Here is a 14,115-nt window from a genome sequence, read left to right on the forward strand (position 1 = left end):
TTTGCTTATCCTACCAACGAGTTCTGTAATTTAATCCTAGGATGGTGATTTTCGTATCGGTTTTTACATTCATTCCAGCATATGGGTTTAAAAGTATGTTATTCACACCGGTTAAGTTTGCCAGACTACTACCATTCGCTGGAATATTATCTTTACTGCGTAAAAAGCCGATTGATAAATCTAGATCCGTATCTGCATCAAAACGATATCCAATCCCCATACCAAAGAGTTGCGCACCATTAATTGGTACCATGGTATTTCGCTTACCGTCAGGAATAGAGGTACTCCGTGGTTCATAGCCTGCACGCAATTTCAAACGATCTGTTGCTGAATATTCAATACCGATGCCCCAGTTCCAAGGCGACGTAAATTTCAAAGGTAAGGCCAAAGAATTATCGGTCACATTTTCAGATAATAATTTTGCAATTTTCAGCGCTGAAATTTGACGGTCGAATTCAAAACGGAATTTGTCCCAAGCACGATAATCGGTCCAGCCCACATCAAAATTGATTTGTAAATCAGGCATAACCTTATATTTGATCCCCGCCTGTACATGCTGTGGATATTCAAAATCCATCGAAACCAAACCCGACTCCGAGTTAGGCACAGCATTTGGGAAACCTAAAATTGCAGCTAAAATTTGACCTGTTGGTGATGACATTAATCCCTTAATCATCTCCTGAGGTGCTTTCGCATTTTGTATGCGATAACGACCTTTCATGCGCATTTTCGCTGCACTTTGGTACACCATACCAAAACTAAAATCTTCGCGTGGCTCCCACAAAACCCCTAAGTTGTAACTTGGGCTCAGTGACTGCTCTAAAGCCAATTCCATCTGACCAAATTTGCCAAATGGATTCATCCCTTCTTCGGTATTACACATCCCCAATAGCAAGATGTCGGTAATAATGTCCGAATTTTCCTTAAATGGTGTACAGACGACTTCATCAATCATCCTTAACATGCCGATCAATTCATTGGGAAATCGTAGATCTGATTTCAATCCAATGGCTTGATAGGACATCCCCACACCACCACCAATCGATAGCTCATCACTGACTTGATAGCCTACTGTTGGCGATAGATAAGTAATACGCTCTAGAGCAACTTGTTGCCCCATGAAATTACCTGGGTTACCATTTTCAGCACCAAAACCCGCAATCAAAGGTGCATAAACAGCTGATGCGAATGTTGCTTTAGAACCCGGTGGATTGTAGGCAATCCCCATCGTTGGCGCGGCAATGGGTTGTCCAGCACCAAAATCCACCATCTTTTTTAAGACAGGTACATATAAGGATGCATATTCAACATCACCAGAAACCTTATCTTTAAAGTCCGTACAAATATCAGCCGTCACTTCAGGACCATCATTACAGACTAATGGATCATCTGAATAACCAAAAACGTTATAACCCGCAGGAACGGTAAATTCACGTTGAATATCAAAGTTTGCAATGATGCCCTGCATATCTGTTTGCAAACCTTCAATCTTAGTTAATGCTGCAGGGTTAAAATGTACTGCACTAATTCCTGGAGGATCCGCAGTTACTGCATTACCTAATGCAAGTGACCGTACATCAACTGAAAGGTTGGTACCCAATTGTGCAAAAGCAGCACTAGAACAGCCCGTTAAAACGATCGCACTAACAAGTGGGCTGAGTCGAATTTTACGCATACGACAGCCCTCTTAACGAAGTTTTTTTCCAAAACCTAGAATATCCAACGGGAAAGACAACCCTAATGACACATCTGGTGCATCTTCAGTTAAACCTAACCCCACCGTACCATTCACAATGGTCTCTGGAGATACACGTACACCTAAAGAAATCGCTAGAGTTGAACTGGTTTGGTCTGCAGGTGAATAGGATTCGCCACTGCTATACGTAAATTCTGCGCCGGTATTGAAACTTTGTTGATATGACATGGTAAGGGAAACATCGTAGTTAAACGAGTATGCAAAACCGAATGCAAAACCGCCACTAATCCCCGGTTCAAACTCTTCAATGACTCTCGAACCACGACGTTGGTTTAAGTCAGTTTCTTTGAAACCATAGTTTGCCGAGACGGATGCAAACAACACAACGGGATCAATATATTTACGTGTGCTGGCACCGATACCTGCAGAATAGTAACCTTTACCTGTTGCTAGATCATTTACAGCATTAATTTCGTATGGACTATCACCAGTTTTCGTGGACAAATTACCAAATAAAATAAGAGGCAAACGACCTTGCTTCAGTGGGAATGGTTCCCAGCGTGCGCCTAAAGAAATATCCCCTAAACCAGCAGTTGAAGTATCTTTTAATAAATCAGTTTTTGCTACTAAAGGCACAGATGCAGAGAATGTCAAATTGTCCATTACACCGTATTGCACGGTAAATGTATTGGTCATTGAGTGTGTGGCATTCTCTTGTACACGGAGTTGATAAAGTTGGCCTTGTGCCATTTCCATATCAAGTTGAGTATCACGGTAATAGGTATAATCGATATCGTAAAAAGATGATATTTCACCTTTTTTAATCAATGAATACTGACGTTCATTCGAGCTAAATACTTCCTGTAAGTTAGCTTCTTGACTCGCATCACCCTCTTGCTGTTGAAGTGCGGTCGATGCCTTTTCAGTGGCAGTAGCACTTTCGACTTGTGGTGCCTCAGCTTGTACTGGCTCTTCAACAGATTCATACTGTCCAATTTCTGGCTCGGCAGCAGCTTCTTGTGCAGTATCAGCTTGGGTTACAGCAGCAGGAGATACAGACTCTTCTACGACTGTCTCTTGTTCAACCGGATCATATTCTCCAAGGCTTGGCTCTTCAGCTGCATAGGCAACCCCCATCACCACCTGAATACTCATGGCTAGTAGTGTTTTGTTCATCCATTTACGATTCATGTTCCTTCCCACCGTTTTTATTTTTTTAATCCTGACACTTTGTTATACGCATTCATCTAATTATTTACTCTTGTAGTAAAGCCTTAGAAAGTTGTAATTCGATTTACCATATGACTCCGACTCTTCATTCATATTTTTATCAAGTCGTATCGTAGATGCCTTGTCTGCAATTTTTTCCATGTAAAACTGCGGATATTGAATATCAACCAATGCATAACGGTTCACGGTTGCATCTTCAACATGTCGCAAGTCTGTATCTTGCAAAGCCAATAAATTTTTACGTTGCTCAGGTGCAACATTGATTAAGAATAAAGTATTGTTTTCCCATATTTCTTGAAAACGAACTTCATCGAAACTAATATTCCCAAGTGCTGGATCTGCGACATAAACACGCCCATCCTTATAGGCTTTAAAAACCACAAAATGTTTAAAGCCAGCATATGAAATTGGAACAATCGCAGGTTGACCTTGTTTAACTAAATCTGAAAACTCACCTTTGTAGCCCCCACTGTCTAGCCCGACAGCAGCGACAAAACGTTTCATATCTAATAATGAGAAACTACGACGTTCGATAATTTTTTCAGTTTCACCAAATTTCAGCAAACCATTCATGGTCTGTTGCTCAGTTAGCTGTGTCCCTACATAACCATTTAATAAAGTCGTTAAAGCTGCTGAACCACAGCTATAGTCATAGGCTTGCCGAACAATGCCTCGAAATTGATCCTCAATGGCAGGTTTAATTTTTACAGTTTCACGGTGCATCCGAGTAAAGGAATTATTTCGTGAATCCAATGTTTCGGTATAGTGAACTGTTCCGACTGGCTTTTCTTTTAAATCGAAGGACTCTTTGGCAAAGTAATACATCAATGCCGAGCCTACAGCTATCTCTAACATATCTTCTAACTTTTAGTTATCGGCAATGATGTGCCTTTTTTCATTATTTTTTAGAGCTAATGCTCTACATCCATGTATTATGCAAGATACCTTTTTTTTTATAAAAAAACAGCATTTTTTTATGCTTTGTTGGGTCATTCCGCACATTTTTGTAAAAAAAAGCGCGTGATCAACACGCGCCTTCTTTGTCTTCTAAATTACTTACTAGAAATCGTAATTACAGAACCTTGGTTATATACACCCATAGCTGGGCTGTAGAAAGTTTGTAGGCCTTGAACTTCAATATCACCGATTGAACCAGCGGCTTTACTTCCTAGATGAACACCTTTCACATAGTTATCAATTGGACCAGAGTTACTTACCATTTGAATATAACCATTGCTTGTGCCGTCTTTACCATACACACGAACATCTTGATTAATAGTTAAGTCAGTTTTATCAGCATCAGCAACTTTGATGCTCTCAATGAATATCTCACCCGCTGCACGGTTAGCCGCACTTGAGCCATCGCCCGTACCTGCTTTAGTTGATGCATCAAGGATACCTAGATCTTTAATTTCTAAGCCACCAACCATAGTTGTACTCAGTTTAATCATTGCACCTTGTGGAGCAGCACCTAACTGAACATTCGCTGTCATTGGACCAGTTTTTAGAGAAAGACCAGATAAAATTGCATTGTAGTTGGTATCAACACCACCACGACGAATACTAGTCGTACTCGCAGTTCCTGATGCAGTTACACCAATTTCACCAATTTTAATATCTAAACCAGATACATCAGCTGCGATATTAATGAATGCACCATTTGCACCAGTACCTGCATCTGTATCAATACGTAAATCAGCTAAATTGCGAGAAGCTAAAAGAAACTTACCATTTTGATCATAGTTTGCACCAATGATGATACCTTTGTTCTCTAATGCATCACCCTTAATACCGTTACCTTGAATAACGATCGCACCAGCAGTACTTGTACCACCCTTAGCTGTATCCGTCAAACCGTCGTTATCGTGAATGAAAAGTTTTTCAATTTCAATTTTAGAAATACCAATCCCGATGTTAATACCATCTTGACCAGTGGTTGAACTAAGTGCAGCATCGTCCATTGCTTGCATAGCCATAGCATTCGCACTAAATGCGATTGAAGAAACTAGAGCTAATTTAGTGAAATTTTTCATACGGTACTCTCCCAAGAGTATTTATTTTTTTTTGATTTTCAACCACTCGATTTATTCAGCTGTAATATTATTTTGTGACAACTGTTAAACCTTTCCTTGAGTCGTTTGCTCGCTCGATTAAATTATATCCAAGCTAAAATTTGTTCAACTGTCGTTGGTCGCAATCTAATTCTTACCGATAAACGGTATTTGCAAACCAAATGAATTAGGAATGGTATAAAATCCATTTTAGTTTTTAAATTTAATTTCTCTGTTGATGCAAAAGCCGATTTTTTTTAAAAAATTTATTCTTAAACAAACTATTAGTGCTCAAAAAATTTTGCAAGCGCTTGCACCCTTGTCACATGTGATTTTTTTAGAAGATCAAAACCAACCTGTTATTTGCTTTTTGGCAAATCAATATCAGCAATTTAAGAATGATGAACTTAAAACTTATGTCCGTACTCATTTAGATCAATATGAGGAATGTGATGCTCAGCCCTTGCAAGATATCGCCTTCCAAGATTTATGTTCAAAATTAGGCAGCGGGTTTTCTGGGGGCTGGGCTGGGTTTATTAGCTATGATTATGCGGCGCAACAACAGATTTCTACCGATGCCAAAGCGCAACCTCGCTTGTTTTTGGGGCAATTTTCTAGTTACTTAAGACTAGAAAATGATGGTTGGTATTTTTATAGTTCTGATCATTCTGCAGCTAAGATTTACGACTACATTGATCACCTAATTCAAACCAAGATCGCTCAGAATCAATTTAAATTAAGACAAAAATGTACTGCAAGATGGTCCAAGTCAGACTACACAAAAGCCTTTGATCAAGTTCAGGAATATATTAAAGCGGGCGATTGCTATCAAATTAATTTAACCCAAGAATTCACAGCTCAAGCTAAAGGTTCACTCTTAGATACTGCTCAAGAATTTTGGTCACTGACTGATGCACCATATTCAGGCTACTTACGTATTGATGATTTTGAAATTTTAAGTTGTTCGCCTGAACTTTTTATAGATTTTAAGCCTGAACGCAAGATTATTACTAAGCCAATCAAGGGCACGATGCCTCGCTATGAAGATCCAGTGTTAGATGCGCAGTCAAAACAACGGTTAAAATCATCTGAAAAAGACATGGCTGAGAATGTCATGATTGTCGATTTACTGCGTAATGATTTGAGTGTTTATGCAGAAACAGGTTCTGTAAAAACACCTAAACTTTTTGATATTGAAAGTTTTAATCAAGTGCATCACATGGTCAGTGAAGTTGAAGCCGTGCTGAAAACAAATGTAAATCCTTTTGAGGTTCTGATGTCGGCACTGCCGGGCGGTTCGATTACCGGCGCGCCTAAAATTCGTGCGATGCAAATCATTGAAGAACTTGAAGGCTCCCCGCGCGGCGCCTATTGCGGCTCGATGGGTTATTTTAATCACGATGGTACAGGCTCTTGGAATATTTTAATCCGCTCTATTCAAAAATACCAAGATCAGGTTTCGCTGTGGGCAGGCGGCGGAATCACCATCGCGTCAGATTGCGATGCTGAATATCAAGAATGCTTTGATAAAGTCGAAGCCATGCTGGATTTGTTAAATACCTGGTATAAGCCAGATTAAACAAAAAAAAGCGATTCAATTGAATCGCTTTTTTAATGAATCACTCCCAACCACCCTTTTCAAAAGGAGGGTTCGGCTAGATTTACATTTCGCGGAGCTTGCTGAAATCAAGCCAAAATATCGTTTTTAAGCGTATCCACAAGGCGCTGATTTTGTTCATCGGTGCCAATGGTGATCCGCAGGAACTGATTAATCCGCGGCTTATTGAAGTAACGCACAATAATCCCGCGTTCGCGTAATTCAGCAGCCAACTCACCTGCATCTTTAGATGGCAGTGAGGCAAAAATAAAGTTTGCCGCAGATGGCAATACTTTAAAGCCCAGCTCAGACAGCTGCTCTACAAGCTTTTCACGGCTCGCAATCACCTTGGCATTTTGCGCTTCAAAATACGCTTGATCCTCAAATGACGCCACGGCTGCTGCAATCGCAAAACGATCCATCGGATAAGAGTTAAAGCTGTTTTTTACCGCTTCAAGCGCTGCGATTAAATGCGGCTGCGCAATCGCGAAACCAACGCGCAAACCGGCAAGTGAACGCGACTTAGACGTCGTTTGACAAACCACAAGGTTTTCATATTTCGCAACCAAGGCCACAGCAGATTCTGCACCGAAATCGACATACGCTTCATCAATCACAACCACTGAATTCGGATTGGCTTGCAGCACTTCCTCAATTGCAGACAAACCTAAAGCAATACTCGTAGGCGCATTCGGATTGGTAATGATGATACCGCCATTCGGCTGTTTATAGTCATCAATAACAATTTCAAAGTCATCGTTCAGCGGCATAATTTTAGTATTGGCAGCTATACTAAAAAATTGGCTATATACCGGATAAAAACTGTAGGTAATATCTGGATACAAAACCGGCAGCTCTTGCACAAAAAAGGCTTTAAAAATGTGCGCAAGTACCTCATCAGAGCCATTGCCGACAAAGACCTGCTCAACAGGTACATGCTGCTGTTTTGCAATCGCTTGCTTTAACTCTGACGCATCTGGATCTGGATATAAACGTAAAACATCAGCAGAATTTGCCAGTACTTTTTGTACTGCTTCCACCACTTTTGGCGATGGCGGATACGGGTTTTCATTGGTATTGAGTTTTAAAATATTTTGGATTTTAGGCTGTTCACCCGGTGTGTACGGTTCTAATTCACGTACATCAGGGCTCCAAAAACGCATTTGTTCAGCGGTAATATTTGGCATTTTATTTTGCTCTTTCTCACCCTCCCCTAACCTCTCTTGCACTTCGCTTTAAAGGAATCCTTAAAGCTCGTTCAGGGAGAGGAATATTCATTTTATGAGATTTCCCCTCTCCTGAAAGGAGAGGGTTAGGGAAAGGTTTATATTTTTGGAAAACTAAGTTTTTCACCTAGTCTATATTTTCTTACTGATAACGATAACGTGCTGAACGCGCATGCGCATCTAAGTTTTCCTGCTGCGCTAATGTATCAGCCGTTTTCGCTAAAGTTTTCACGCCAGCTTCAGAGCACATAATTAAACTTGAGCGCTTTTGGAAATCATAAACACCGAGCGGTGATGAAAAACGCGCTGTGCCCGAAGTAGGCAACACGTGGTTTGGACCTGCACAGTAATCACCAATCGCTTCAGGCGTATATCGACCCATAAAAATTGCACCGGCATGGCGGATATCTTCAGCCATTTCCTGCGCTTGATCTAAGCACAGCATCAAATGTTCAGGCGCAACCTGGTTAATCAATTCAGCGCCTTCAGCACGGTCTTTGACTAAAACTAATGCACCACGGTTTTCAATTGAAGTGCGCGCGATATCTGCTTTAGGCAAAGCTTCTAAATGCTTTTCAATCCATTGCTCTACTTGATCTAAAAGATCCGCATCTGGCGTAATGAACACCGCTTGAGCCACAGTGTCATGTTCCGCTTGAGACAACAAATCCATCGCCAGCCATTCAGCGTTATTTTGACCTTCTGCATAGACCAAAATTTCGGATGGCCCTGCAATCATATCAATGCCAACTTGACCAAATACTGCACGTTTTGCTGCCGCAACAAAACGGTTGCCCGGGCCAGTGATTTTATCCACAGATGGGATGGTTTCTGTGCCGTAAGCCAATGCTGCAACCGCTTGCGCGCCGCCAATGGTAAATACACGGTGTACGCCGGCTAAATAAGCTGCCGCCAAAACCAATGGATTCAAATCACCGTTCGGCGCAGGCACCACCATAATAATTTCAGGCACGCCAGCAACATGCGCAGGCACAGCATTCATCAATACAGATGACGGATAAGAAGCTAAACCGCCCGGCACATAGATACCCACACGGTCCAGTGGTGTGACTTTTTGACCAAGCGTATTTCCTAAAGCATCGACATAGGTCCAGCCGTCTTGCTTTTGCGCTTGGTGAAATTCACGAACACGGTTCGCAGCAAGTTCTAAGGCCTCACGCACTTCTGAACTTAACCCCTCAAATGCTGCTTTCAACTGTTCTTGTGTCAGCTCTAATTCTGAGAATTGATGCGCTGGATGTCGATCGAACTGCTGTGTCAATTTAAGAACATGAGCATCACCATGCTGACGAACATCAGCAATGATTTGGTCAACGGTTTTTAAAAGTTCTGGATCATTCACAGTTTCAAAAGCCAACAAGTCAGCAAAAGCTTGCTTGAAGTTTTGATCTTGAGTCGATAAACGTCGCATCAATTTACCCACAAGGTAATCTATTGGAAAAGATTAGTTTACCTGTTTTACAGCAGCTTGTGGACATCTATCGCATGTGTTCATGTGGAGTTTTATTGAAAATAACTTTCGTTAAAATTGATGAAAATACAGTTTTAACATTATTTTTCAGTTTTCATAAAAAAACCGCCCAAATTTGAGCGGTTTGATCAGCATAGCTAGAAACTTAACAACTTATGCTTTTTTTGCTTGCTCGCGTTCTTCCACGGCTTTTTCTAGCTGTGCAAGAATTGGATTCAACAAAGTTTGTTTACGTTTAAAGCTTGCTTTGTTCACGATTAAACGTGAAGACACTTTACAGATTTCTTCCAAAGGCTCTAAACCATTGGCACGTAAAGTGTTTCCTGTATCCACAACATCGACAATGTAATCGCCTAAACCAACCAATGGTGCAAGTTCCATAGAACCATAAAGTTTGATCACATCCACTTGCTCGCCCAAGCTTGCATAATATTGACGGGTCAAATTGACATACTTGGTTGCAATCTTTAAACGACCGTTCGGACGAACCATGCCGACTTTACCAGCCGTCATTAATTTACAATTGGCAATTTTTAAGTCTAATGGTTCATACACATTTTGTGCACCATGCTCCATCAGTACATCTTTACCTGCCACCCCAATATCTGCAGCACCATTTTCAACATAAGTTGGTACATCAGAAGCACGTAAAATTAAAATACGTACGTGCTTATGGGTCGTTGGGAAAATTAACTTACGAGATTTATCCGGATCTTCCAATAAGTTAATGCCAGCTGTTTCCAACAATGGCAAAGTTTCTTTTAAGATACGTCCCTTACTTAATGCTAAAGTTAAACCATGATCAAAATTGCCCATTACGTCAAAATTGGGATCATCGTTTCTCATATCGCTCATTAACTTACTCGCTTAATTTGGGCACCTAAACCTTGTAACTTCGCTTCAACATCTTCATAACCACGGTCAATATGATAGATACGGTCAATCAACGTTTCCCCATCAGCGGCAAGTGCTGCTAAAACCAATGAGAAAGAAGCGCGTAAATCAGTTGCCATCACGGGTGCAGCAGATAATTTCTCAACACCTGTAACAACAGCATCATTACCTTCAACCTGAATATTGGCACCCATACGTGCTAATTCAGGTACATGCATGAAACGGTTTTCGAAAATCGTTTCTGAAATTGTGGCAAAACCACGACCAATTGCATTCACCGCCATCAGCTGTGCTTGCATATCGGTAGGAAATTCTGGATGTGGTAAAGTCTGGAAACTTACTGCTTTCGGGCGTTTACCCATCATATCCAGTTCAATCCAATCTTCGCCGCGCGTAACTTCCGCGCCCATTTCTTCAAATTTATCTAGCACAGACTCCAACAAGTTTGGATCTGTATGCGTGGTTTTGATTTTACCGCCAGTTATTGCCGCAGCAGCGAGATAAGAACCTGTCTCAATACGATCTGCAACAACGGCATATTCACAGCCATGTAGGCTTTCAACACCTGTAACAACCAAAGTATCTGTATCTAAACCTTCGATTTTTGCACCCATCTTGATCAGCATATTTGCAAGATCGGTAATTTCAGGTTCACGAGCCGCGTTACGAATGGTCGTTACACCGTCTGCAAGAACCGCAGCAGTTAGAATATTTTCAGTACCACCAACTGTGACCATATCAAAGACAACTTCGCCACCTTTTAGACGACCATCCACTTTGGCATGTACATAACCTGCTTCAACTTCGATCTCAGCACCAAGTGCTTCTAAAGCTTTTAAATGTTGATCTACAGGGCGTGAACCAATTGCACATCCACCCGGCAAAGACACTTTTGCACTACCATAGCGCGCCAATAACGGGCCAAGCACCAAAATAGATGCACGCATGGTTTTCACGAGTTCATATGGTGCAAATTGATTATCTAAGCTAGAAGTATCAGCCTTAACCGTATCACCTTCATAACTGATTTGAACACCTAAACCTGCGATCAATTTCACTAAGGTGTTCACATCTTTTAGATTTGGAACATTGGTTAATGTAATAGGTGTATCCGCAAGGATAGTTGCAGCGAGTAATGGCAATGCAGCATTTTTCGCACCAGAAATACGAACTTCACCTTCGAGCTTAGTACCGCCCTGAATCAGAAATTTATCCATTAATTATTAAGCTCCGAATAAGCTTGCTTTGCGCCATTCTTCTTTGGTCATTGCACGAATTGTTACTGCATGTACTTCACCGCTGGCAATGTAGGAGTTCAAAGGTGCATAAACAGATTGTTGACGAGCAACAGGACGTTTGCCTTCAAATTGATCATCGACAATGCGTAGATCAAATTTGCCGCCTTGCCCACTAACTGCAACCTCAGCTTCTGGAAAAGCAGCTTTTAAAATTTCAGTGAGCTGTTCACTATTCATCACAAGACCCCATATAGGACTAACGGTGTAAAACCCGTCATTTTACTATAAATCTAAAAAATAATTCATTAGTCACATACATTATATATATAAAAAAAGAGGTTATAAAAAACCTCTTTTTGTACAATTTACAATCTAAACCGTTAAAGGCATATAAATGAGCTGCATTTTTCGATGTTTATGTAATTGTTTTTTTAATTTTTCAGACAATTTTTTGATCGAGGTATACATATCATCAGCGCACGCTTGTGCAAAAAGTTCTGTCCCAGGTAATCGTATAATCGCTTCCGCAATATGATTATCACTACCTTTTTTTGAACGTTTATCAACCTGATGATCTTTAGTCAGTTTGACTTGCATACTATTGACCTGATCTAAATGTTTGGTCATTTCCGCAAATTTAAGACGAATATTTTCTTCTATTGCTGGCGTAATTGTTAAATGATGGCCACGAATTGTAATCTGCATAATTCTATCCCTCACCTTCTTTCAGGACTGGAAAAGTTCAAGCCGAATCATCCAACTCAATATGCGAAGCATACATTTACACAATCAGATCATTTCGGCCATTCCTTATAAAAAAGAGATTCATTATTTCGTCATAATGAACCTCTAGAATAGTCAGATTTTCAAATTTAGATCAACACTTTTCGCTCTGAAGATGATGGAATATGTAACGATTCACGATACTTCGCAACTGTACGACGAGCAACATCAATACCTTCTGCATTAAGCAAAACTGCAATTGCATTATCAGACAAAGGCTTACGTGTATTTTCTTCTGCAATCAACTTTTTAATTTTTGCACGAATTGCCGTCGAAGACGCTTCCCCACCAGACGATGTTCCAACATGACTTGAGAAGAAATATTTCAACTCAAATAATCCACGTGGTGTGAGCATATATTTATTTGTGGTTACACGGGAAACTGTGGATTCATGGAGTTCAACTTCTTCCGCAATATCTCGCAGGACCAAAGGCTTCATTGCCTCAGGCCCTTGTTCAAAGAACGCTCGTTGATGCTCCACAATACAGGTTGCCACTTTTAATAAAGTTTTATGTCGTTCATCAATGCTTTTAATGAAATTCTTAGCTTCAAGCATTTGATTACGTAAATATTGATTATCGTCACTTTGATCTGCACGCTTGATCATATTGGCATAAAAAGAATTTACCCGTAGTTTTGGCATTACATCAGGATTTAATTGAACCAACCAATGTTCATTCTTTTTTAAGACCACAACATCTGGTATTTGATAGTCTGAATCTTTATCTTCAAACTCTTGCCCTGGATGTGCTTTTAATGTTTTTAACAAACAAATGGCTAGTTTAAGTTGTTCCGTATTTAAACCCGTTTGCTTAATTAACTTAGGTAATTCATTGGTAATCAGCAACTCATAATTTTTCAATAATAAAATAGCTTCATATCGATATTCGACATGTTCAGGAAGATTTTCAACTTGTACCATTAAACATTCAGCGAGATTACGTGAACCTACACCTAAAGGATCTAGACGCTGAATATGCTTTAAAACCACCAAAACTTCGTCATCTTCGACTTCTTCTTCATAATCCATAGAATCTAAAAGATGCTGAACAGATTGGGTAATTTCATTTAAGTCACAATCTAAAAAACCTTTGTTATCTAAAGCATCGATAATACAGTGTGCAATTAGTTTATCGATCACAGAAAAGTGTAAAAGATTAACTTGCTCAAGCATATGTGCTTGTAAACTTTGATGCCCCTGCCGATTATCTTCGCGCTCTTCAAATTCAGCAGCACCTAAACTTGTAGGTTGATGCGTATAAACATCATCCCACTCCGTATCTACCGGTAACTCATCAGGCAAATGATCGGCATTTAATTCATTGGTTAAGTCTTTATTTTCCCTTTCTTGTTCTTGTAAGCTATTTAAACTTTCAACGGTATTTTGTTCTTCAACTTTCTCTAATAGAGGATTACTGTCGAGTTGGATTTGAATTTCTTGTTCCAATTCCAAACTTGAAAGCTGTAATAAACGAATGGCTTGTTGTAATTGAGGTGTCAATGATAAGGAATTGGCAACCTTTAACCCCATCGCTAATTTCATTAATAACTCCCCCTATAATTAACCGCACTTTATAAGCAATTTTTATGCCGTTTTATTTTTTATAGCATAATTTTGAACAGAACGCCCGATTTTTTGTCTTTTTTAGACACATTATTCAGCTAATTTATTCTTTTATTAGGAACAATTCGCCTTATAAATGAATTATTTAATTAGATATATTATTAATTTCACTCTATTTTCCTTTTCACCACACATAAAAAAACACCCCCTGATATCTCAGGGGGTGTTTTCGAATAATGAGCTGGCGATGACTTACTCTCACATGGGTAACCCCACACTACCATCAGCGCTAAGAGGTTTCACTTCTGAGTTCGGGAAGGGATCAGGTGGTTCACTCTTGCTA

The 14,115-nt window shown here is 40.0% G+C and carries 12 protein-coding genes and 1 rRNA gene; 1 reads left to right on the forward strand and 12 read right to left on the reverse strand.

Going from position 1 to position 14,115, the window contains the following annotated elements; all coding sequences use genetic code 11:
- Positions 1-10: 10 nt before the first annotated feature.
- The 4 genes from FTV37_RS11885 to FTV37_RS11900 form a co-directional block, all read right to left on the reverse strand.
- The gene (locus tag FTV37_RS11885; protein WP_168378502.1) at positions 11-1,675 is read right to left on the reverse strand and encodes an OmpP1/FadL family transporter; all 1,665 of its coding nucleotides are present in this window, start codon (positions 1,673-1,675) and stop codon (positions 11-13) included.
- Between the two features lie 12 nt (positions 1,676-1,687).
- Positions 1,688-2,887 (reverse strand): hypothetical protein, encoded by a 1,200-nt coding sequence (locus FTV37_RS11890; protein ID WP_180005462.1) that lies wholly within the window; start codon positions 2,885-2,887, stop codon positions 1,688-1,690.
- Positions 2,888-2,947: 60 nt separating this feature from the next.
- Positions 2,948-3,781, reverse strand: a complete 834-nt coding sequence (locus tag FTV37_RS11895; RefSeq protein ID WP_180063949.1) for a C39 family peptidase — start codon at positions 3,779-3,781, stop codon at positions 2,948-2,950.
- A 197-nt stretch (positions 3,782-3,978) separates the two neighbouring features.
- Positions 3,979-4,959, reverse strand: coding sequence for a DUF6160 family protein (locus FTV37_RS11900; protein ID WP_180063950.1), 981 nt, complete (start codon positions 4,957-4,959; stop codon positions 3,979-3,981).
- A gap of 256 nt (positions 4,960-5,215) precedes the next feature.
- Between FTV37_RS11900 and pabB the strand changes: the two genes are divergently transcribed.
- On the forward strand, positions 5,216-6,556 hold the full coding sequence (gene pabB / locus FTV37_RS11905; RefSeq protein ID WP_180063951.1) for an aminodeoxychorismate synthase component I: 1,341 nt from the start codon (positions 5,216-5,218) through the stop codon (positions 6,554-6,556).
- A 107-nt stretch (positions 6,557-6,663) separates the two neighbouring features.
- Here pabB and hisC read toward each other — a convergent pair whose 3' ends face one another.
- From hisC to rrf, 8 genes are all read right to left on the reverse strand, one after another.
- Complete coding sequence (gene hisC, locus FTV37_RS11910) at positions 6,664-7,761, reverse strand: histidinol-phosphate transaminase (RefSeq protein ID WP_180063952.1); 1,098 nt, start codon at positions 7,759-7,761, stop codon at positions 6,664-6,666.
- 181 nt (positions 7,762-7,942) lie between these two features.
- A complete protein-coding gene (gene hisD, locus FTV37_RS11915) occupies positions 7,943-9,244 on the reverse strand; it encodes a histidinol dehydrogenase (protein WP_180063953.1) in 1,302 nt (433 codons plus the stop codon).
- 201 nt (positions 9,245-9,445) lie between these two features.
- The gene (gene hisG / locus FTV37_RS11920; protein WP_078191192.1) at positions 9,446-10,147 is read right to left on the reverse strand and encodes an ATP phosphoribosyltransferase; all 702 of its coding nucleotides are present in this window, start codon (positions 10,145-10,147) and stop codon (positions 9,446-9,448) included.
- A complete protein-coding gene (gene murA / locus FTV37_RS11925) occupies positions 10,147-11,403 on the reverse strand; it encodes a UDP-N-acetylglucosamine 1-carboxyvinyltransferase (RefSeq protein ID WP_078191193.1) in 1,257 nt (418 codons plus the stop codon). Before murA ends, hisG begins: the two co-directional genes overlap by 1 nt.
- A 6-nt stretch (positions 11,404-11,409) precedes the next feature.
- On the reverse strand, positions 11,410-11,661 hold the full coding sequence (ibaG, locus tag FTV37_RS11930) for a BolA family iron metabolism protein IbaG (RefSeq protein ID WP_078191194.1): 252 nt from the start codon (positions 11,659-11,661) through the stop codon (positions 11,410-11,412).
- 135 nt (positions 11,662-11,796) lie between these two features.
- Positions 11,797-12,129 carry a ribosome hibernation-promoting factor, HPF/YfiA family gene (gene hpf / locus FTV37_RS11935; RefSeq protein WP_078191195.1) on the reverse strand — a complete coding sequence of 111 codons (333 nt, stop codon included), beginning with the start codon at positions 12,127-12,129 and terminating at the stop codon, positions 11,797-11,799.
- Positions 12,130-12,296: 167 nt separating this feature from the next.
- Positions 12,297-13,751: an RNA polymerase factor sigma-54 gene (locus FTV37_RS11940; RefSeq protein ID WP_180005468.1), complete on the reverse strand. Its 1,455-nt coding sequence runs from the start codon at positions 13,749-13,751 to the stop codon at positions 12,297-12,299.
- 260 nt (positions 13,752-14,011) lie between these two features.
- A 5S ribosomal RNA gene (gene rrf / locus FTV37_RS11945) occupies positions 14,012-14,115 on the reverse strand; the annotation flags it as partial.

The organism is Acinetobacter sp. YH16042 (genome assembly GCF_013417245.1).
GTDB lineage: Bacteria > Pseudomonadota > Gammaproteobacteria > Pseudomonadales > Moraxellaceae > Acinetobacter > Acinetobacter amyesii.

Excerpts from the sequence above, each read along its gene's own strand:
- FTV37_RS11885 (WP_168378502.1), bottom strand. The coding sequence starts at position 1,675 with ATGCGTAAAATTCGACTCAGCCCACTTGTTAGTGCGATCGTTTTAACG.
- FTV37_RS11890 (WP_180005462.1), bottom strand. The coding sequence starts at position 2,887 with ATGAATCGTAAATGGATGAACAAAACACTACTAGCCATGAGTATTCAG.
- FTV37_RS11895 (WP_180063949.1), bottom strand. The coding sequence starts at position 3,781 with ATGTTAGAGATAGCTGTAGGCTCGGCATTGATGTATTACTTTGCCAAA.
- FTV37_RS11900 (WP_180063950.1), bottom strand. The coding sequence starts at position 4,959 with ATGAAAAATTTCACTAAATTAGCTCTAGTTTCTTCAATCGCATTTAGT.
- pabB (WP_180063951.1), top strand. The coding sequence starts at position 5,216 with ATGCAAAAGCCGATTTTTTTTAAAAAATTTATTCTTAAACAAACTATT.
- hisC (WP_180063952.1), bottom strand. The coding sequence starts at position 7,761 with ATGCCAAATATTACCGCTGAACAAATGCGTTTTTGGAGCCCTGATGTA.
- hisG (WP_078191192.1), bottom strand. The coding sequence starts at position 10,147 with ATGAGCGATATGAGAAACGATGATCCCAATTTTGACGTAATGGGCAAT.
- murA (WP_078191193.1), bottom strand. The coding sequence starts at position 11,403 with ATGGATAAATTTCTGATTCAGGGCGGTACTAAGCTCGAAGGTGAAGTT.
- ibaG (WP_078191194.1), bottom strand. The coding sequence starts at position 11,661 with ATGAATAGTGAACAGCTCACTGAAATTTTAAAAGCTGCTTTTCCAGAA.
- hpf (WP_078191195.1), bottom strand. The coding sequence starts at position 12,129 with ATGCAGATTACAATTCGTGGCCATCATTTAACAATTACGCCAGCAATA.
- FTV37_RS11940 (WP_180005468.1), bottom strand. The coding sequence starts at position 13,751 with ATGAAATTAGCGATGGGGTTAAAGGTTGCCAATTCCTTATCATTGACA.